Below are 18,522 nucleotides of genomic sequence, written 5' to 3'. Positions count from 1 at the left end.
AGCGCATGGCCACCCATCTCGACCTCGAAGAACAGGAACAGCTCGACCAGCTCAAGCATTTCTGGAACACCTACGGCACCCTGATCACCTGGACCGTGCTGCTCGTCGCCGGCGCCTTCGTGGCCTGGAATGGCTGGCAGTACTACCAGCGCACCAAGGCAGCCCAGGCCGCGGCCCTTTATGACGAGGTCGAGCGCAGCACGCAGTCGGGCGACGTCGAGCGTATTCAGCGCGTGATGACCGACATGAAGGACCGCTTCGCTGGCACCGCCTACGCGCAGCAGGCCGGCCTGCTGGTCGCCAAGACGCTGTTCGACAAGGGCAATGCCGATGGCTCGCGCGCGGCGCTGGGCTGGGTTGCGCAGAACGCCGTCGACCCGGGCTACCAGGCCATCGCCAAGCTGCGGCTCGCGGCCGAACTGCTCGACGCCAAGTCCTACGACGACGCGCTCAAGCAACTCGACGGCAAGGTGCCGACCGAATTCGAACCGCTGGTGGCCGACCGCAAGGGCGACATCTACATGGCGCAAGGCAAGCGCGACGAGGCGCAGGCCGAGTACCGCAAGGCCTGGACCGGCCTGGGCGCCGGCTCGGACTACCGCCGGCTGGTCGAGATCAAGCTCAACGCGGTCGGTGTCGACCCGAAGACCCTGGCGCCGACCGTCACCGTGACGCCCGCCGTCCCCAAGAACTCCTGATCGCACACCCTCATGAATTTCAAGCGTTTCATGCCTGAATCGACCGCCCTGCGCGCGGGTTCTGCTCTTGTTCTGGTAGCGCTCCTGGCCGCCTGCTCGGGCTCCGGCAAGCCCAAGCCCGCCGAACTGCCGGCCAATCCGTCCCTGATGGGCGTGCGTCAGGCTTGGAACGTGCGGATTCCGGGCGTCGAATTCCCGCTCACCGCCGATGTCAGCGGCGACATCGTGACCGTGGCCGGCAGCGACGGCACGGTCGTCGCCATCGACGCCCGCGCCGGCCGCGAGACCTGGCGCGCCAGCGCCGGTGCGCCGCTGGCGGCCGGCGTCGGCAGCGACGGCTCGCTGACGGCCGTGGTCACCACCAACAACGAAGTGGTCGCTATCGAAAACGGCAAGGTGCTGTGGAAGCAGCGCCTGTCGGCGCAGGCCTTCACCGCTCCGCTGGTGGCCGGCCGCCGCGTCTTCGTGCAGACCGCCGATCGCAGCGTCAGCGCTTGGGATGGCCAGAGCGGCCGCCGCCTGTGGCAGCAGCAGCGCCCGGGCGAAAACCTCGTGCTGCGCAAGTCGGGCGTCCTGATCGCGGTCGGCGACACGCTGGTCGCCGGTCTGGGCGGCCGACTCGTCGGCATGAACCCCGGCAACGGTAGCTCGCGCTGGGAAGCCCCCATCGCCGCGCCGCGCGGCACGAACGACGTGGAACGCCTGGTCGACCTGACCGGCAGCGTGAGCCGCTACGGCGACACGGTCTGCGCACGCGCCTACTACGCCAGCGTCGGCTGCGTTGACACGCTGCGCGGCCAGCTGCTCTGGAGCAAGCCGGCCTCGGGCGCTGATGGCGTGAGCGGCGACGAGCGCTTTCTCTATGGCACCGAATCGGATGGAAGCGTTACCGCCTGGCGTCGCGCCGACGGCGAACGCGCCTGGCAGATGAGCCGCCTGAAGAACCGCGAACTGACCGCGCCGCTGGCCGTGGGCCGCTCGCTGATCATCGGCGAGAGCACCGGCACGCTGCACTTCGTGTCGCGCGAGGACGGTGCACTGCTGAACCGCGTCACGCCCGACGGCTCGGCCATCACCGTGACGCCGGTCCTGGCTGGCAACACGGTGGTCGTCGTGACCGCCAAGGGTGGCGTGTTCGGTTACCGCCCTGAATAATCATTTTTTGTCTTTCTCTTACTTCCAAGGCCCGACCATGAAAACCGCGCCATCGAAAGGCCGGCCATGAAGCCGGTCGTGGCCCTGGTCGGCCGTCCCAACGTCGGTAAGTCGACGCTCTTCAACCGCCTGACCCAGACGCGCGACGCCATCGTCGCCGACTTCGCCGGCCTCACACGCGATCGCCACTACGGCAATGGCCGCCTGGGCAAGCACGAGTTCATCGTGATCGACACCGGCGGCTTCGAGCCCGATGCCGGCAGCGGCATCTACAAGGAAATGGCCAAGCAGACGCGGCAGGCCGTGGCCGAGGCCGACGTCGTGATCTTCGTGGTCGATGCCCGCGAAGGCCTTTCGGCGCAAGACCACGACATCGCCAACGAGCTGCGCCGGCTGGGCAAGCCCTGCGTGCTGGCGGCCAACAAGGCCGAAGGCATGCACGACGGCACCAAGCTGGTCGACTTCTACGAGCTGGGTTTCGGCGACGTGCACGGCGTGTCCGCGGCGCACGGGCAGGGCATGCGCGACCTGGTCGAGCTGGCGCTTGCGCCGCTGAACCTGGCCGATCCGGACGACGAGGAAGACGAAGACGACGTCAACAAGCCGATCAAGCTGGCCGTGGCCGGCCGGCCCAACGTCGGCAAGTCGACGCTGATCAACACCTGGCTGGGCGAAGAGCGCCTGGTGGCCTTCGACATGCCCGGCACGACGCGCGACGCCATCTCGGTGCCGTTCGAGCGCAATGGCCAGCGCTTCGAGCTGATCGACACCGCCGGCCTGCGCCGCAAGGGCAGGGTGTTCGAGGCGATCGAGAAGTTCTCGGTGGTCAAGACGCTGCAGGCCATCGAATCGGCCAACGTCGTGCTGCTGCTGCTCGACGCCACGCAGGGCGTGACCGACCAGGACGCGCACATCGCCGGCTACATCCTCGAAAGCGGACGTGCGGTGGTGATTGCCATCAACAAGTGGGATGCGGTCGACAGCTACCAGCGCGAGCAGATCCAGCGGCAGATCGAAACCCGCCTGCCGTTCCTCAAGTTCGCGTCATTGCATTTCATCTCGGCCATCAAGCGCCAGGGCCTGGGCCCGGTGTGGCAGGCCATTGCGCAGGCCCACAAGTCGGCCACGCGCAAGATGTCGACGCCGGTGCTGACGCGCCTGCTGCTGGAGGCGGTGCAATTCCAGGCGCCCCAGCGCGGCGGCATGTTCCGGCCCAAGCTGCGCTATGCGCACCAGGGCGGCATGAATCCGCCTGTGATCATCATTCACGGCAATTCGCTGGAGCATGTGACCGACGCCTACAAGCGTTTCCTGGAAGGGCGTTTCCGCAAGGAATTCGACCTCGTGGGCACGCCCTTGCGGATCCAGTTCAAAAGCTCGCAGAATCCGTTCGTGGACAAGGACAACTGAGGGCGCTTGGCTGCCGATGGCAGCTGTTGAGCCGCAGCAGGAGCGGAAGTTCCGTCTTTTGAGAACCGTTATTTTCTCAAGGCTTTTGACCCCGATTGCTGCGGCGCAGAAACCCTGTGTTAAGGTCATCTCTCCAACAACTACTCTTGAACACGGAGAATATCGTGAGCAATAAAGGGCAACTTCTGCAAGACCCGTTTCTGAACACCTTGCGTCGCGAGCATGTGCCGGTTTCCATTTATTTGGTGAACGGCATCAAGCTGCAAGGCCAGATCGAGTCCTTCGATCAATACGTCGTGTTGCTTCGCAATACAGTGACGCAAATGGTCTACAAGCACGCCATTTCCACCATCGTGCCGGGTCGTGCCGTCAACTTCTCGGCCAACGAGAACGACGACGCCGCCGCCTGATCGCGCGGAGCGCGGCGGCAACCCCGCCGCGCTTTTTCCATATCTGATTCCGCTTGTCTGATTCGATCCCCCGCCAGGAAGGCGCCGCCGTTCTCGTCGGTGTCGATTTCGGGCTGCCCCATTTCGACAGCGAGCTCGAAGAACTCGGCCTGCTCGCACAAACCGCGGGCCTGACGCCCGTCGCCCGCCTGGCCTGCAAGCGCAAGGCGCCCGATGCGGCGCTGTTCGTCGGCAGCGGCAAGGCCGAAGAGATCAAGGAGCTCGCCGCCATGCACCGGGCGAGCGAGGTCATCTTCGACCAGTCCCTGAGCCCTGCGCAGCAGCGCAACCTCGAACGCCAGCTCGATGTCGCGGTCTATGACCGCACCTTCCTCATCCTCGAGATCTTTGCCCAGCGCGCCCGTTCGCACGAAGGCAAGCTGCAGGTCGAGCTGGCTCGGCTGCAGTACCTGAGCACGCGGCTGGTCCGCCGCTGGTCCCACCTGGAGCGCCAGACCGGCGGTGCAGGTGTACGCGGCGGCCCCGGCGAGAAGCAGATCGAGCTCGACCGCCGCATGATCAACGAGTCGATCAAGCGCACGCGCGAACGCCTGGCCAAGGTGCAGAAGCAGCGCAGCACGCAGCGCCGCCAGCGCGAGCGCCGCGAGACCTTCAACATCTCGCTCGTCGGCTACACCAACGCGGGCAAATCGTCGATCTTCAATGCGATGGTCAAGGCCCGCGCCTATGCGGCCGACCAGCTGTTCGCCACGCTCGACACCACCACGCGCAACCTCTACCTGGGCGATGCGCGCCGGCAGGTGTCGATCTCCGACACCGTGGGCTTCATCCGCGACCTGCCGCACGGCCTGGTCGACGCGTTCAAGGCCACCTTGCAGGAGGCGGTCGATGCCGACCTGCTGCTGCACGTGATCGATGCCTCCAACCCGCACTATCCCGAGCAGATGGCCGAGGTCCAGTCGGTGCTGCAGGACATCGGCGCGGGCGACGTGCCGCAACTGCTGGTGTTCAACAAGCTCGACGCCCTTGAAAGCGCGCAACATCCGCTGCATCTGCAGGACGAGATGGAAATCGACGGCGTGCAGGTTCCCCGCATCTTCCTCAGCGCCAAGACCGGCGAAGGCCTGCCGCTGCTGCGGGCCGAGCTGGCCCGGCAGTCGGGTTCCGTCGCCGATACGATGACCCCTGAGGCGGACGCTGAATTGCACGATGCGGCCCCTTGATTGGGCACAATCCCGCCACTGACACGAGAACGAAGCGAATGAATGCAAAGCCAGCGCGGAGAGGGTTTCTGGGCATGTTCAACCTGAACGATGGCCGATGGGGTCGCGGCGACGAGCCGTCCTCCAACGGCGACCGCCCGGCCGGCAACCGGCCGCCCGATGCCGATCCCCCCGGCGCCCCGATCCCGCCGCCTTCGAGCGGCAACCAGAACAACAACGGCAACGGCAATCGCCCGCGCGGCCAGGGCCCGAACCAGGGCCCGCCCGACCTCGACGAACTCTGGCGCGACCTCAATCGCAAGCTTGGCGGTTTCTTCGGCGGTGGCAAGAGCGGCGGCAATCGCCCCAACGGCACCGGCGGCGGTGGCGGCAACGGCTACAAGCCCGACATGAAAAATGCCGGCTTCGGCATCGGCCTCGTGGCCGCCGTGGCGGTCCTGATCTGGCTCGGCACCGGCTTCTTCATCGTGAACGAAGGCCAGCAGGCCGTGGTCACGCAGTTCGGTCGCTACAAGTCGACGGTGAACGCCGGCTTCAACTGGCGCCTGCCATACCCCATTCAACGCCACGAAGTGGTGGTGACCACGCAGATCCGCTCCACCGACGTGGGCCGCGACGCCATCGTGCGTTCCACCGGCCTGCGCGAATCGGCCATGCTGACCGAAGACGAGAACATCGTCGAAATCAAGTTCGCCGTGCAGTACCGCCTGAGCGATGCGCGCGCCTGGCTCTACGAGAGCAAGTCGCCCGCTGAAACCATCGTGCAGGTGGCCGAAAGCTCCGTGCGCGAAGTGGTCGGCAAGATGAAGATGGACGCGGCGCTGGCCGAAGAGCGCGACCAGATCGCCCCCCGCGTGCGCGCACTGATGCAGACCATCCTCGACCGCTACAAGGTCGGTGTCGAAGTCGTCGGCATCAACCTGCAGCAGGGCGGCGTGCGTCCGCCCGAGCAGGTGCAGGCTGCCTTCGACGACGTGCTCAAGGCCGGCCAGGAACGCGAACGCGCCAAGAACGACGCCGAGGCCTACGCCAACAACGTCGTGCCGCTGGCCACCGGTACCTCGTCGCGCCTGAAGGAAGAGTCCGAGGCCTACAAGGCCCGCATCGTGGCGCAGGCACAGGGTGACGCCGGTCGCTTCAGCTCGGTGCTGACCGAGTACCAGAAGGCGCCGCAGGTGACGCGCGACCGCATGTACACCGACGCCATGCAGCAGATCTACGCCAGCACGACCAAGGTGCTGGTCGACAGCAAGCAGGGCTCCAACCTGCTGTACCTGCCGCTCGACAAGCTGATGCAGCAAGGCGGCGGCAACACAGCCACGCCCGTGGATGCCGCCAGCCCCAGCGTGGCCGGCACCGCACCGACCCAGTCGTCGGTGATCCCGGTGGCGCCCGCCACCACCGACGTGCGCGCCCGTGACGGCCGCTCGCGTGACCGCGACGTGCGCTGAGAAAGGCCCGGAACAACATGAACAGAATCGGTTTCATCGCCACCTCGGTCCTCGTCTTGCTCGTGCTGCTGAGCTCGACCCTCTTCGTGGTCGACCAGCGCCAGTTCGGCGTGGTCTATGCCCTCGGCCAGATCAAGCAGGTCATCACCGAGCCCGGCCTCAACTTCAAGCTGCCGCCGCCGTTCCAGAACGTGTCGTACATCGACAAGCGCCTGCTGACGCTCTCCAGCCTGGACACCGAGCCCATGCTCACCGCTGAAAAGCAGCGCGTGGTGATCGACTGGTACGTGCGCTGGCGCATCTCCGACCCGCAGGCCTACATCCGCAACGTCGGCCTCGACGAGAACGCGGGCGCCATGCAGCTGAACCGCGTGGTGCGCAACGCCTTCCAGGAAAACATCAACAAGCGCACCGTGCGCGACCTGATTTCGGTGCGCCGCGAGGCCCTGATGGCCGACGTGCAGCGCGAAGTGCTGGCCGTGGTGAAGGGCGCCAAGCCCTGGGGCGTCGACGTGGTCGACGTGCGCATCACCCGCGTCGACTACGTGGAAGCCATCACCGAATCGGTCTACCGCCGCATGGAAGCCGAGCGCAAGCGCGTGGCCAACGAGCTGCGCTCCACCGGCACGGCCGAAGGCGAGAAGATCCGCGCCGACGCCGACCGTCAGCGCGAAGTGATCGTGGCCAACGCCTACCGCGACGCCCAGAAGATCAAGGGCGAGGGCGATGCCCAGGCTGCCGCGACCTACAGCGAGGCCTTCGGCCGCGATCCGCAGTTCGCCCAGTTCTACCGCAGCCTCGAGGCCTACAAGCAGAGCTTCAACAAGAAGAGCGACGTGATGGTGCTCGACCCGTCCTCGGACTTCTTCCGCGCCATGCAGAGCTCCGGCTCGGCGCGCAAGTAACAACAGGCCGTCCGTTTCCGCTGTCCTGCCTGGAGCCGTGAGCGCCGACACCTTCTGGAGCGCGTTGGCGCTGGTCCTGGTGATCGAAGGCATCCTGCCTTTCGTCTCGCCGGGCGGGTGGCGGCGCGGCTTCAGCCAACTGCTGCAGCTGCGCGACGGCCAGCTGCGTTTCTTCGGTCTTTGCAGCATCCTGCTGGGTTTGGTACTGCTCTGGGTTCTGGGGTAGCTCGGGCCCGGTAGAATCCCGGTTTAACCACGCCCCCGATCCCCATGTCCGCCTGGGTCCTCCCGGATCACATTGCCGATGTGCTGCCCTCCGAGGCGCGCCACATCGAAGAACTTCGACGCCAGCTGCTCGATACCGCCCGTGGCTATGGCTACGAGCTGGTGATGCCGCCGCTGCTCGAGCACCTGGAGTCGCTGCTTTCGGGCACCGGCGAGGCGCTCGACCTCCAAACCTTCAAGCTTGTCGACCAGCTCTCCGGTCGCAGCATGGGCCTGCGCGCCGACACCACCCCCCAGGTGGCGCGCATTGATGCCCACCTGCTGAACCGCGACGGCGTGGCGCGCCTGTGCTACTGCGGCCCGGTGGTCCACACTCGGCCCGACCGCCCGCACGCCACCCGCGAGCCGCTGCAGTTCGGCGCCGAGATCTACGGCCACGCCGGCCTCGAAGCCGACACCGAAACCCTGCTGCTGGCGCTCGACTGCCTCGACGCCGCCGGCCTGCGCGACGGCGTGATCGTCGACCTGGCCGACGCCCGCATCGTGCGCGCGCTGTTCGCCGGCGTGCCGGTCGATGCCGCCGCGATCGCCCGCGTGCACGCGGCGCTGGCCGCCAAGGACGCGAGCGAGCTGCAGGCGCTCACCCAAGATTTCCCCGCTGCGTCACGCGACGGCTTGCGCGCCCTCGTGGGCCTGTACGGCGATGTGGCCGTGCTCGATGAGGCCGCCAAGGCCCTGAAGGGCACGCCCACCGTGGCCGCGGCGCTGGCCGACCTGAAGCAATTGGCCGCCGGCCTGAACGGCACGGCAGGGCGGCAGATCAGCTTCGACCTGGCCGACCTGCGCGGCTACGCCTACTACAGCGGCATGCGTTTCGGCATCTACGTGCCGGGCGCGGCCGACTCGCTGGTGCGCGGCGGCCGCTACGACGAGGTGGGCGCCGTGTTCGGCCGCAACCGTCCGGCCGTCGGCTTCAGCCTCGATGTGCGCGAACTCGTCGGCGTGCTGCCGGCCCGTCCGCTGCGCGCCGCCATCCGTGCGCCCTGGAGCGACGCGGCCGGCCTGCGCGAGGCCATCGCCCAACTGCGCAAGGCCGGCGAAACGGTTGTCTGCGTGCTGCCCGGACATGGCAGCGAAATCGATGAATTCCATTGCGACCGCGAGCTCGTCGAGCAGGCCGGCCAATGGAGTGTCCGAGCGATCTGAATTTTTAAGCAATGGAACGAGCATGAGCGTAACCACCGGAAGAAACGTGGTCGTCGTCGGGACCCAGTGGGGCGACGAAGGCAAGGGCAAGCTGGTTGACTGGCTGACGGAAAGCGCCCAGGGCGTGGTCCGTTTCCAGGGCGGCCACAACGCGGGCCACACGCTGGTCATCAACGGCGTGAAGACCGCGCTGCACCTGATCCCGAGCGGCATCATGCGGCCCGGCGTCAAGTGCTACATCGGCAACGGCGTGGTGCTGTCGGCTGCCAAGCTCTTCGAGGAAATCGAAGGCCTGGAGAAAGCCGGCGTCGAAGTGCGTTCGCGCCTGCGCATCAGCGAGGCCTGCCCGCTGATCCTGCCGTTCCACGCCGCGCTGGACATCGCGCGCGAGGCTTACCGCGAAAAGGGCGGCATCGAGAAGATCGGTACCACCGGCCGCGGCATCGGCCCGGCCTACGAAGACAAGATCGCCCGCCGCGCGCTGCGCGTGCAGGACCTGAAGCACCCCGAGCGTTTCGCCGCCAAGCTGCGCGTGCTGCTCGAGCTGCACAACCACGTGCTGACCCAGGTGCTGGGCGCGCCCGCCATCGACTACGACACCGTGTTCGACGAGGCGATGCGCCACGCCGCGCTGCTCAAGCCCATGATGGCCGACGTGTCGCGCGAGTTGAACGATGCCCACAAGGCCGGCGCCAACCTGCTGTTCGAAGGTGCACAGGGCACGCTGCTCGACGTCGACCACGGCACCTACCCGTACGTCACCTCGAGCAACTGCGTGGCCGGCAACGCCGCCGCCGGTTCGGGCGTGGGCCCGGGCATGCTGCACTACGTGCTGGGCATCACCAAGGCCTACTGCACCCGCGTGGGCGGCGGTCCGTTCCCCACCGAGCTCGACTGGGCCACGCCGGGCACCCCCGGCTACCACATGAGCACCGTGGGCGCCGAAAAGGGCGTGACCACCGGCCGCAGCCGCCGTTGCGGCTGGTTCGACGCCGCGCTGCTCAAGCGCTCGGCGCAGGTCAACGGCCTGTCGGGCCTGTGCATCACCAAGCTGGACGTGCTCGACGGCCTCGAGAAGCTCGAGCTGTGCACCGGCTACGAACTCGACGGCGAAACCACCGACATCCTGCCGATGGGCGCGGACGAGATCGAGCGCTGCACGCCGATCTACGAAACGCTCGAAGGCTGGACCGAAAGCACCGTGGGCGTCACGCAGTACGACAAGCTGCCGGTCAATGCGCGGCTGTACCTGCAGCGCATCGAGCAGGTCACCGGCGTGCCGATCCACATGGTGTCCACGAGCCCTGATCGCGACCACACGATCATGATGCGCCACCCTTATCTCGCAGACTGAACAGGAACGAACCAGACCATGTTGACCGAAGACGGCAAACATCTCTACGTCAGCTACGACGAGTACCACAACCTGATCGAGAAGCTCGCGATCAAGGTGCACCAGTCGGGCTGGGAGTTCGACACCATCCTGTGCCTGGCGCGCGGCGGCATGCGCCCGGGCGATGTGCTCTCGCGCATCTTCGACAAGCCGCTGGCGATCATGTCGACCAGCTCCTACCGCGCCGATGCCGGCACGATCCAGGGCCATCTCGACATCGCCCGCTACATCACCACCCCCAAGGGCGAGATCGCCGGCAAGGTGCTGCTGGTGGACGACCTGGCCGATTCGGGCCACACGCTGCACGCCGTGATGGACATGCTGCGCAACAACTACAAGCCGATCACCGAGCTGCGCAGCGCGGTCATCTGGACCAAGGCGCTGTCGACCTTCACGCCCGACTACTCGGTGGAGTTCCTGGCCACCAACCCGTGGATCCACCAGCCCTTCGAGGGCTACGACTCGCTCGGCGCCGAGAAGCTGATCGAGAAGTGGTCGGTCTGATGACCGGCCCTGGCACCACCGGCCGGCACGCTCAGCTGCTGCTGCAGCTGCCGCCGCCGGGGGTGTCGAACATCGCGGTGTAGCGCCGCTGCATTTCCTCCGGCGTCAGCTTCTCGATGCTGTGCCCCACGTTCCACCGGTGACCGAAGGGGTCGCGGAACACGCCGGAACGCTCCCCATAGAACTGATCCTGCGGTGCCATGTCCAGCGTGGCGCCCGCGGCGACCGCGCGCGCGACCAGCGCATCTGCGTCGTCCACATGCAAGTGCAGCGAGACCGCGCTGCCGCCGAGCGCCTTGGGCGAGCGGATGTTGAACTCGGCGAACTCGTCCGAGATCATCAGGATCGCGCCGTTGTGAAAGTCCAGCTCGACGTGCCCGATACGGCCGCTGGGCTCGGTCAGCCGAAAGATTTCCTTCACTTCGAACACGTGGCAATAGAAGTCGACGGCGGCGGCGGCGTTGTCGACGCAGAGGTACGGAAACAGCTCGTGGATGGCCATGGCGGGACCTGCCTTTCTTTCTGGAATAGCGTGTTGAAACGGGGACCGTGGCGCCGATTCTGCGCAGCCCCGGCGCTAGCGTCTTGAAGGAATTTGACCTGCCGCGCCGACAGCCGGCACATGACGCGGCGACGTCGCGCCCGTCTGCCGCCAGGCCTGCGGCGACAGGCCGGCCAGCGCCGAGAACTCGCGGCTCAGGTGCGCCTGGTCGCTGTAGCCCGCGGCGAGCGCGATGTCGGCCCAGGCGCGCGCGGGATCGTCGGCGGCCAGCGCCAGCACGCGGTCGAAGCGCATCACGCGGGCGTATTCCTTGGGCGCGAGCCCGACCGCCGCGCGAAACAGCGCGATGAAGCGCCGGTGGCTGTAGCCGCTGCGCGCCACCAGCGTGGCGATCGACGCGGGCGTGTCGCGCGTCATCTGGCCCAGCGAGGCGGCCACGGCCGGGTGCAGGCCGCGCGGGCTGGTGCGGGGCAGGGCGGCAGCGGCCAGGCGCCGGGTCAGCAGGGCCTCGAACACGTCCAGTTGCCGGGCCGGGTCGTCGGACGATGCATGCAGCTGTTCGAGTGCGTCGGCGGTCTGCCGCTCGCCCCACAGCGCGTCGAGCGGCGTGTGGCGACCACTCAGAGCGTCTTCAGGTACGCCGAGCAGCAGCCGGGCGGCACCGGGGTGCAATTGCGCGCCGACCGAGCGTGTGGCCACCGACACATCGCGCAGGTAGAAAGCGGCCCGCGCGCCGCCGACGATGGCATGGCCGACTGTGTGGCCGCGCAGGTCGCGCGTGTCGTCGAAGAGCCGCAGCGGCGGCCCCGAAAGCCGGAACACCAGGTGCATGCCGCCCGTGGGCAGCACGTGCTCGCGGGCGCTGGTGCGTGATTCGGGTGTGCCCTCGGGCGCCGAGGCCCACAGCAGCCGCAGGAAGGGCCGCAGAGGAGGGGACGGGGGCCGCGTCAGCTGCATGGCGCGACGGGCCCCGGCAAGGGCGGGCGGGTGAGCATCGGCGCATTGTGCGCCGAGGAACCGCCCGGGCCCAGGCTGCTTACTTGCTCGTTGCGAGGCGCTTCTGGATGTTGGCTGCGCGGTCGCCGGAAGCGGGGTGCGAGCTGAGCATCGAGCTCTTGCCGCCGTCGAGCTTGGCCAGCTTCTGGAACGCGGTGACAAGGCCTTCGCGCTTGAGCTTCTGCGTGGTCAGCAGGTCGAAGGCGTAGTTGTCCGAGTCGGTTTCCTGCGACTGCGAGAACTGCGCGTTGACCAGCTTCTCGGCGAAGTCGCCGATCTGCGAGGACGACAGCTGCGTGATCGCCGCATTGCCGGTGGCGCCGGCCAGGCCGCGCGCGGCCGACACGGCGTAGGCGGTCTGCATGGCCTTCTTGCTGTGACCCAGGGCGACGTGGCCGATCTCGTGGCCGATGATGCCGCGCAGCTCGTCGTCGTTCATGAGGTCCATGAGGCCGCTGTAGACGCGGATGCAGCCGTTGCCCATGGCCCAGGCGTTCACGTCCTTCGTGAGGTAGACCTTGTAGCTGGCAGGCTGGCCACCGATGGTGGTGGGCAGGCCCTGGCGCACGCGCTCCAGGCGCTTGCTGTAGGCATCGGCGGGGCCCGCGACCTTGGAGCTCTTGTCGAGCTCGGCGCAGGACTGGTTGGCCAGGGCCTGCACGTCGCCGTCGGTGAGCGACATGGCCTTGAAGGCGCTGCCGCCGGCGCCCGCGAGCGCGTTCGAATCCAGGTTCTTCATGCCGCCGCAGGCGGACAGGGCCGCAGCGGCCGTGATGGTGATGAGCAGATGACGCATCGAGAAAATCCTCCCTTTATTTTCGGAGGGGCAACTCTATCCGCAATGCGCGTGCGATCCGGCCAAGGCCGTCGACATCGAACGGAGAATGTCACGGCCGTCGAGGGTTCCTCGCGGGGCGCTAGCATCGGCACATGAGCAAGCCTTCCACGACCCTGATCCACCATCCCTACACGCCGCCGGCCACCTTCGCTGCGCCGCAGCCCGGCGTGTTCAAGGCCTCGACCGTGTTCTTCGCCGACGTCGCCGCCATGCGCGCGCGCGACTGGAAGACCAAGGCCGGCTACACCTACGGCCTGCACGGCACGCCCACCACCTTCACGCTCGAAGAACGCCTGGCCACGCTCGAAGGCGGCACCGAATGCCTGCTGGTGCCCAGCGGGCTGGCCGCGATCTCGCTGGTCTCGTTCGCGTTCCTGAAGACCGGCGACGAGGTGCTGATTCCCGACAACGCCTACGGCCCCACCAAGGCGCTGGCCACCGGCGAGCTCGCCAACTTCGGCATCACGCACCGCCTGTACGACGCGATGAATCCGTCCGACCTGGAAGCCAAGCTCTCGCACCGCACGCGGCTGGTGTGGCTCGAAGCGGCTGGCTCGGTGACGATGGAATTCCCCAACCTGCCGGCGCTGGCCGAGGTCTGCCGCGAACGCGGCGTGATGACCGCGCTGGACAACACCTGGGGCGCGGGCCTGGCCTTCGCGCCCTTCGATTTCAACGGCACGGGGCAGGGCGTCGACGTGTCGGTGCACGCGCTCACCAAGTACCCCAGCGGCGGCGGCGACGTGCTCATGGGCAGCGTCGTCACGCGCGACGAGCGCCTGCACCGCGCGCTCAAGCTCACCCACATGCGCACCGGCTTCGGCATCGGCGTGGGCGACGTCGAAACCCTGCTGCGCTCGCTGCCGAGCATGGCGCTGCGCTACGCCGCGCACGACCGCGCGGCGCGCGAGCTGGCCGGCTGGCTCAACGGCTGCGAAGAGATCGCGCAGGTGCTGCACCCCGCGCTCGAGGATTCGCCGGGCCACGCCAACTGGCGCGCGCTGTGCGGCGCCACCGACCTGGCTGCGGGCCTGTTCTCGGTGGTGTTCGACGAGCGCTTCAGCACCGAGCAGGTCGATCGCTTCTGCGACAGCCTGAAGCTCTTCCGCCTCGGCTATTCGTGGGGCGGCCCGATCAGCCTCGTCGTGCCCTACGACATCGGCCTGATGCGCGACGCCAGCGTCGCCCGCTGGCCCTACAAGGGCACGCTGGTGCGTTTTTCGGTCGGCCTGGAGGACGTGGACGACCTGCGTGCCGACCTGCAGCAGGCGCTGCTGCAGATGTAGGCGCTGTTGCGCGCAGTGGGCAGGAAACACCGCAAGAGCCAGCGCGTCGGGCCGCCGGCTGCGCGCGATGCGGTGCCACCCGCGTCACGGGCCGTCGCGTCGCGGGTGCTGGCCGTGCCCGCGCAGGTGCTGGAGGCGCTCGCACAGTCCGGCCCGCTGGAAGGCGTGCCCGACCTGCGCGGCACGCGACTCTTCATCGGTGGCTTCGTGGCGTTTTTCGCGTTGATCGCGGCAGGGCTCGTCGCCGCCGTGATGCTCGAGGAGGACTGGTCCAACGCGCGCGGCAACGAAGCGATCCTGCTGCTGCTCGGACTGCTCCTCTTTGGGGCGCTGGGCGGCGGCATCTGGTATTTGCTGCGCCAGTTTCCGCGCGTGGGCGAGGGAATGCTGCGGATCGACGCGAACGGCATGTGCTGGGGCGATCCGGCATCGCCGCAGGTGGTGCATTGGCGCGAGGTGTGCCGTGCGCGCGCAGGTTTCCATGACGTGAAGACCGAGTTCGTATCGAGCCAAGCCATCGTCAAGCGGCTGGTGTTCCAGCAGGTGACGCAGGGTGGCGAACCCACGGAGATCCGGCTGCCCCTGGCGCTGACCGTCGACACCGGCCGTGTCCTTCGCTTTCGCAACCGGGCCGTGCTGCTGCGCGCGTTATTGCTGCACCTGGCCACCCAGCCGAGGCCGCGCCTGCGCTTCGACGCCGAGGTGTTCATCGATGCCGGCATCGACCCGCAAACCTGGGCGCCCATGCCCGCCCCGAGGCGCTGGATGTGGCTGTCATCGCTCGCCGGGCTGTTGCCGGTGCTGGCCGTGATCGTCCTCTGGCCGATGGGCGAACACATCGGATGGATGGTGGCCACGTCGGTCCTGGCCCTGGTGGCCGGCGCGGGGGCCATGGGCTGGTTCATGCGCCAGCGTTACCCGGGTTTGCAAGGTGTGTTCGAGTTCGAAACGGCCGCCGGCGCCGCGTCTTGAGACTGCACCGTTATCGCTTACAGTAGGCTGAAGCGCAGTCACCCTGACTGCCTCGCCTGAAGGAGAAGCAGTGGCAACACCCAATTACGGCTACGAGAAGCGCCAGAAAGAGCTGGCCAAGAAGAAAAAGAAGGAAGAAAAGCTCCGGGAGAAGGCGAACCGCAAGCTCAATCCGAGCAGCGACGGGCTGGCCCCCGGAGACCCGGAGACCGACGTGGCATCGCTCGAACGCGATCCCCCCACGGCGCCCGAGCTGCCGACCAAGAACGGGTGACCGCTCGTTCCTGGCACCCCTGAAAACAGAAAAGCCGCTGCAGGCGCAGGCCTGCGGCGGCTTTTTCTTTGGGGCGCGCAAGGAGAAGAAGTTATTTAGGCAGCAGCTTGCGCAGCTCCGGCCAGACGTTGTCCAGGATCTGCGGCTGTGCCGCGGCGGTCGGGTGGATGCGGTCGGACTGGAACAGCGTCATGGCGTCGGGCGCATCGGCCACGCCCTTGAGCAGGAACGGCACCAGCGCCGACTTCGTCGCGCCCGCCACCTTCGCGAACACGGCCTCGAAGCGCCGCGTGTAGTCGCCGCCGTAGTTCGGCGGCACCTGGATGCCGACGATCAGCACCCGCGCGCCTGCGGCCTGCGCGGCCTTGGTGATCTGCAGCAGGTTGTCTTCGGTGTTCGACAGCGGCAGGCCGCGCAGGGCGTCGTTGGCGCCCAGCTCCAGCACCACGTGGCTGGGCTTGTGCTGCGCCAGCAGGGCGGGGAAGCGGGCGCGACCGCCGGAGCTGGTGTCGCCGCTGATGCTGGCGTTGACCACCGAGGCTGCGATCTTCTGCTGCGCAAGCCTTTTTTCCAGCAAGGGTACCCAGCCTTCGCCGCGCTTGAGGCCGTACTCTGCGCTCAGCGAATCACCGAGCACGAGGATCACCGGCTTGCCGGCCGATGCCGTCTGTGCCTGGGCCGCCGCAGCCGTCCATGCCCCCGCGCTGCCGAGCGCGGCGGTGGTCAAGATAAAGTCACGTCGATTCAAAACGAAAAGCCTTTCATGTCCCAACCCCCGTCTGATGCCATTGTCGCCGTCGAGCATGTCTTCAAGTCCGTCACCGACTCGGCCGGCACGCTGGACATTCTGCAGGACATCCATTTCACCCTGGGCGCGCGGGAAACCGCCGCCATCGTCGGCGCCTCGGGCTCCGGCAAGAGCACCTTGCTGTCGATCATTGCCGGGCTGGACACGCCCACGCGCGGCACCGTGAAGCTGGCGGGGGACGACATCTTCGCCATCGACGAGGACGAGCGCGCCGCGCTGCGCGCCCAGCGCGTGGGCTTCGTGTTCCAGAGCTTCCAGCTGCTGGGCAACCTGAGCGCGCTCGAGAACGTGATGCTGCCGCTGGAGCTGGCCAACCGCAAGGACGCGCGCAAGGCCGCCACCGAGATGCTGGGCCGCGTCGGGCTGGGCCAGCGACTGGGCCACTACCCCAAGGTGCTGTCGGGCGGCGAGCAGCAGCGCGTGGCGCTGGCGCGGGCCTTCGTGGTGCAGCCGGCCCTGCTGCTGGCCGACGAGCCCACCGGCAGCCTCGACTTCGCCACCGGCGAGCAGGTCATGAAACTCATGTTCGACCTGAATCGCGAACTGGGAACCACGCTGGTGCTGGTCACGCACGACCGCGGCATCGCCTCGCAGTGTGAGCGGCGCATCACCATCGAGGCCGGGCGCGTGGCGCTCAATGAGACAACACCCGTATCGACGGTCGCGCAGGCGGCCTGAGCCCGCAAGAAGACAGACAGCGCCCGGCTTCCGCGGCGCTCCCCGAACACAGAGGAGAGTTCATGACCCAGCTTCCCCCCGAGGCCATCGCCGCCCTCGAGCGCGGCAACCTGATCGAGGCCATCAAGATCGTGCGCGAGCGCACCGGCATGGACCTCAAGTCGTCCAAGGAGGCCGTCGAGCGCTATGCCCACAGTGGCGCGGTCGCCACCGGTGCGCCGGCCGACTGGCAGGAAGGCGATTGGGGCCGGGGCGAGGCTGCAGCCGGGACCGGCAGCGGCATGCAGGGCAACGGCCCCGCCGCAGTGCCGGCCGCCGCGCTCGCGGCCCTGGCGCGGGGCCAGAAGGTCGAGGCCGTGCGCCTCACGCGCGAGGCCACCGGCCTGGGCCTGGCCGAGGCCAAGCAGCTGGTCGAGGCGCACCAGAACCCGGCCGCCGGCGACTTCGGGCACCTGCCGTCGAGCGCTGCGGTGAATCCGATGGCCGAGCCGGGCCGGGTGTCGGGCGGTGGTTTCAAGTGGCTGCCGGTGATCGTCGTGCTGCTGATCGCGGCGGCGGCGTGGTCGTACTTCAAGGGCGCCTGAGGCCGTGATCGTTCCCCAGTTCTGGGCCGAAGGCCGCATCCAGGAGCGGGTGGCCGGCCGGCAGGTCACGGTGCGCCGCTTCGGCTGGTCCGACGACAGCCCGCTGGCCGCGCAGGCCCATGCCGACCAGCGCACGCGCGAGGCCTATGACCGCATCGTGGTCGACGGCGAAAAGCTGGAGCGCCGCGAACGCAAGCTGGCCTACAACGGCGCCGACGGCGTGCCGATCCGCGAGGAGATCGTCGAACGCCAGGGCGACAGCATCGTCACCCGCAACGGCTACGGCGCGCGCTGCCTCAACACGCCCGACGTGCTGTTCGTCGACGTTGACTTCGAGGTCCAGGACTTGCGCGACAGCACGCGCGGATTGACGGTGATCGGCATGGGGTTCATTGGGGCGCTGGTTGCGGGTTACGGCACGCGTTCGGCGATGGCCGGAGTGGTCGCGTTCATTCTGGTGGCGGCCTTCGGCTTCTGGCGCGCCCGCTACGAGGGGCTGCGCCTCACCGAGGACAAGAGCGATCCGCTGGAGGGCGCGCGGGCGCGTGTCGAGCGCTTCATCCACCAGCATCCCGACTGGCACCTGCGCCTGTACCGCACGCCGGCCGGGTTGCGCGTGCTGGCCATGCACGATGTCTTCGCACCGTCCGACGCCGCCGTGACCGACGTGTTCCAGACGCTGGGCGCCGACAAGGTCTACGCGCGCATGTGCCGCAACCAGAACTGCTTTCGCGCCCGCCTGAGCGCCAAGCCCTGGCGCGTGGGCATCGCCGAACACCTGCGCCCGCGCCCGGGCGTCTGGCCCGTGTCGCCCGACCGGCTGCCCGCGCGCGACGCCTGGGTGGCACGTTACGAAAAGGCCGCCGAAGGGTATGCCGCCTGCCAGTACCTGGGCAGCGTGGGCAACACGCTGAAGGTGCACATGAACGCCCTGGTGGTGCAGGAACTGCACGACGAACGCACCCGCGCGAACAGCGGTTTGCCGCTGGCCTGAGGGCGAGGGC

Annotated in this window: 21 protein-coding genes; 17 read left to right on the top strand and 4 right to left on the bottom strand. The window is 67.9% G+C overall.

The annotated features are described in order from the left end of the window. The first annotated feature begins 5 nt into the window (after positions 1-5). From AC1RAA_RS06920 to AC1RAA_RS06870, 11 genes are all read left to right on the top strand, one after another. Complete coding sequence (locus AC1RAA_RS06920) at positions 6-698, top strand: YfgM family protein (protein WP_159271539.1); 693 nt, start codon at positions 6-8, stop codon at positions 696-698. 12 nt (positions 699-710) lie between these two features. Continuing rightward, complete coding sequence (gene bamB / locus AC1RAA_RS06915; RefSeq protein ID WP_062480765.1) at positions 711-1,853, top strand: outer membrane protein assembly factor BamB; 1,143 nt, start codon at positions 711-713, stop codon at positions 1,851-1,853. Positions 1,854-1,919: 66 nt separating this feature from the next. After that, positions 1,920-3,263, top strand: a complete 1,344-nt coding sequence (gene der / locus AC1RAA_RS06910) for a ribosome biogenesis GTPase Der (RefSeq protein ID WP_062480763.1) — start codon at positions 1,920-1,922, stop codon at positions 3,261-3,263. A 164-nt stretch (positions 3,264-3,427) separates the two neighbouring features. Then, positions 3,428-3,673, top strand: coding sequence for an RNA chaperone Hfq (gene hfq, locus AC1RAA_RS06905; RefSeq protein ID WP_056582504.1), 246 nt, complete (start codon positions 3,428-3,430; stop codon positions 3,671-3,673). A gap of 53 nt (positions 3,674-3,726) precedes the next feature. Next, on the top strand, positions 3,727-4,896 hold the full coding sequence (gene hflX / locus AC1RAA_RS06900; RefSeq protein WP_070061004.1) for a GTPase HflX: 1,170 nt from the start codon (positions 3,727-3,729) through the stop codon (positions 4,894-4,896). A gap of 74 nt (positions 4,897-4,970) precedes the next feature. Beyond that, on the top strand, positions 4,971-6,347 hold the full coding sequence (hflK, locus tag AC1RAA_RS06895; RefSeq protein WP_492727338.1) for an FtsH protease activity modulator HflK: 1,377 nt from the start codon (positions 4,971-4,973) through the stop codon (positions 6,345-6,347). A 17-nt stretch (positions 6,348-6,364) separates the two neighbouring features. Then, on the top strand, positions 6,365-7,252 hold the full coding sequence (hflC, locus tag AC1RAA_RS06890) for a protease modulator HflC (protein ID WP_062480758.1): 888 nt from the start codon (positions 6,365-6,367) through the stop codon (positions 7,250-7,252). A 37-nt stretch (positions 7,253-7,289) separates the two neighbouring features. Then, positions 7,290-7,478 (top strand): DUF2065 domain-containing protein, encoded by a 189-nt coding sequence (locus AC1RAA_RS06885; RefSeq protein WP_062480756.1) that lies wholly within the window; start codon positions 7,290-7,292, stop codon positions 7,476-7,478. 44 nt (positions 7,479-7,522) lie between these two features. Further along, entirely contained in the window at positions 7,523-8,683 is a 1,161-nt protein-coding gene (locus AC1RAA_RS06880) for an ATP phosphoribosyltransferase regulatory subunit (RefSeq protein WP_492727334.1), read from the top strand. A gap of 22 nt (positions 8,684-8,705) precedes the next feature. Beyond that, positions 8,706-10,037: an adenylosuccinate synthase gene (locus AC1RAA_RS06875; protein WP_062480752.1), complete on the top strand. Its 1,332-nt coding sequence runs from the start codon at positions 8,706-8,708 to the stop codon at positions 10,035-10,037. An 18-nt stretch (positions 10,038-10,055) separates the two neighbouring features. After that, positions 10,056-10,580 carry a phosphoribosyltransferase gene (locus AC1RAA_RS06870; RefSeq protein ID WP_095745645.1) on the top strand — a complete coding sequence of 175 codons (525 nt, stop codon included), beginning with the start codon at positions 10,056-10,058 and terminating at the stop codon, positions 10,578-10,580. 31 nt (positions 10,581-10,611) lie between these two features. Here the strand turns inward: AC1RAA_RS06870 and AC1RAA_RS06865 are convergent, their stop codons facing one another. From AC1RAA_RS06865 to AC1RAA_RS06855, 3 genes are all read right to left on the bottom strand, one after another. Beyond that, a complete protein-coding gene (locus tag AC1RAA_RS06865; protein WP_062480749.1) occupies positions 10,612-11,082 on the bottom strand; it encodes a VOC family protein in 471 nt (156 codons plus the stop codon). Between the two features lie 75 nt (positions 11,083-11,157). Next, complete coding sequence (locus tag AC1RAA_RS06860; RefSeq protein WP_492727331.1) at positions 11,158-12,039, bottom strand: helix-turn-helix domain-containing protein; 882 nt, start codon at positions 12,037-12,039, stop codon at positions 11,158-11,160. A 79-nt stretch (positions 12,040-12,118) separates the two neighbouring features. Next, complete coding sequence (locus AC1RAA_RS06855) at positions 12,119-12,874, bottom strand: M48 family metallopeptidase (RefSeq protein WP_062480745.1); 756 nt, start codon at positions 12,872-12,874, stop codon at positions 12,119-12,121. Between the two features lie 134 nt (positions 12,875-13,008). Here AC1RAA_RS06855 and AC1RAA_RS06850 point away from each other — a divergent pair, with 134 nt between their 5' ends. The 3 genes from AC1RAA_RS06850 to AC1RAA_RS06840 all read left to right on the top strand — a co-directional run bounded on the left by AC1RAA_RS06850 (position 13,009) and on the right by AC1RAA_RS06840 (position 15,448). Beyond that, a complete protein-coding gene (locus AC1RAA_RS06850) occupies positions 13,009-14,202 on the top strand; it encodes a PLP-dependent transferase (RefSeq protein WP_070060997.1) in 1,194 nt (397 codons plus the stop codon). A gap of 6 nt (positions 14,203-14,208) precedes the next feature. Then, the gene (locus AC1RAA_RS06845; protein WP_492727328.1) at positions 14,209-15,174 is read left to right on the top strand and encodes a hypothetical protein; all 966 of its coding nucleotides are present in this window, start codon (positions 14,209-14,211) and stop codon (positions 15,172-15,174) included. A 70-nt stretch (positions 15,175-15,244) separates the two neighbouring features. Next, positions 15,245-15,448 carry a hypothetical protein gene (locus tag AC1RAA_RS06840; RefSeq protein ID WP_062480739.1) on the top strand — a complete coding sequence of 68 codons (204 nt, stop codon included), beginning with the start codon at positions 15,245-15,247 and terminating at the stop codon, positions 15,446-15,448. Between the two features lie 91 nt (positions 15,449-15,539). Here the strand turns inward: AC1RAA_RS06840 and AC1RAA_RS06835 are convergent, their stop codons facing one another. After that, on the bottom strand, positions 15,540-16,175 hold the full coding sequence (locus AC1RAA_RS06835; protein ID WP_172438263.1) for an arylesterase: 636 nt from the start codon (positions 16,173-16,175) through the stop codon (positions 15,540-15,542). A 36-nt stretch (positions 16,176-16,211) separates the two neighbouring features. Between AC1RAA_RS06835 and AC1RAA_RS06830 the strand changes: the two genes are divergently transcribed. From AC1RAA_RS06830 to AC1RAA_RS06820, 3 genes are all read left to right on the top strand, one after another. Beyond that, on the top strand, positions 16,212-16,934 hold the full coding sequence (locus AC1RAA_RS06830; RefSeq protein ID WP_144004563.1) for an ABC transporter ATP-binding protein: 723 nt from the start codon (positions 16,212-16,214) through the stop codon (positions 16,932-16,934). Positions 16,935-16,996: 62 nt separating this feature from the next. Next, positions 16,997-17,518: a ribosomal protein L7/L12 gene (locus AC1RAA_RS06825; protein WP_492727325.1), complete on the top strand. Its 522-nt coding sequence runs from the start codon at positions 16,997-16,999 to the stop codon at positions 17,516-17,518. A gap of 4 nt (positions 17,519-17,522) precedes the next feature. Beyond that, positions 17,523-18,512, top strand: coding sequence for a hypothetical protein (locus tag AC1RAA_RS06820; RefSeq protein WP_492727323.1), 990 nt, complete (start codon positions 17,523-17,525; stop codon positions 18,510-18,512). Positions 18,513-18,522: the final 10 nt, after the last annotated feature.

This window comes from Variovorax sp. GW823-FHT04F07 (genome assembly GCF_058795995.1).
The sequence above is the reverse complement of the archived record's forward strand: the minus strand, read 5'-3'. Positions and strand labels throughout refer to the sequence as shown.

What these genes read in the sequence shown, in the direction of transcription:
- AC1RAA_RS06920 (WP_159271539.1), top strand. Translation starts at nt 6, where the DNA reads ATGGCCACCCATCTCGACCTCGAAGAACAGGAACAGCTCGACCAGCTC.
- bamB (WP_062480765.1), top strand. Translation starts at nt 711, where the DNA reads ATGAATTTCAAGCGTTTCATGCCTGAATCGACCGCCCTGCGCGCGGGT.
- der (WP_062480763.1), top strand. Translation starts at nt 1,920, where the DNA reads ATGAAGCCGGTCGTGGCCCTGGTCGGCCGTCCCAACGTCGGTAAGTCG.
- hflK (WP_492727338.1), top strand. Translation starts at nt 4,971, where the DNA reads ATGTTCAACCTGAACGATGGCCGATGGGGTCGCGGCGACGAGCCGTCC.
- hflC (WP_062480758.1), top strand. Translation starts at nt 6,365, where the DNA reads ATGAACAGAATCGGTTTCATCGCCACCTCGGTCCTCGTCTTGCTCGTG.
- AC1RAA_RS06880 (WP_492727334.1), top strand. Translation starts at nt 7,523, where the DNA reads ATGTCCGCCTGGGTCCTCCCGGATCACATTGCCGATGTGCTGCCCTCC.
- AC1RAA_RS06875 (WP_062480752.1), top strand. Translation starts at nt 8,706, where the DNA reads ATGAGCGTAACCACCGGAAGAAACGTGGTCGTCGTCGGGACCCAGTGG.
- AC1RAA_RS06870 (WP_095745645.1), top strand. Translation starts at nt 10,056, where the DNA reads ATGTTGACCGAAGACGGCAAACATCTCTACGTCAGCTACGACGAGTAC.
- AC1RAA_RS06865 (WP_062480749.1), bottom strand. Translation starts at nt 11,082, where the DNA reads ATGGCCATCCACGAGCTGTTTCCGTACCTCTGCGTCGACAACGCCGCC.
- AC1RAA_RS06860 (WP_492727331.1), bottom strand. Translation starts at nt 12,039, where the DNA reads ATGCAGCTGACGCGGCCCCCGTCCCCTCCTCTGCGGCCCTTCCTGCGG.
- AC1RAA_RS06855 (WP_062480745.1), bottom strand. Translation starts at nt 12,874, where the DNA reads ATGCGTCATCTGCTCATCACCATCACGGCCGCTGCGGCCCTGTCCGCC.
- AC1RAA_RS06850 (WP_070060997.1), top strand. Translation starts at nt 13,009, where the DNA reads ATGAGCAAGCCTTCCACGACCCTGATCCACCATCCCTACACGCCGCCG.
- AC1RAA_RS06830 (WP_144004563.1), top strand. Translation starts at nt 16,212, where the DNA reads ATGTCCCAACCCCCGTCTGATGCCATTGTCGCCGTCGAGCATGTCTTC.
- AC1RAA_RS06825 (WP_492727325.1), top strand. Translation starts at nt 16,997, where the DNA reads ATGACCCAGCTTCCCCCCGAGGCCATCGCCGCCCTCGAGCGCGGCAAC.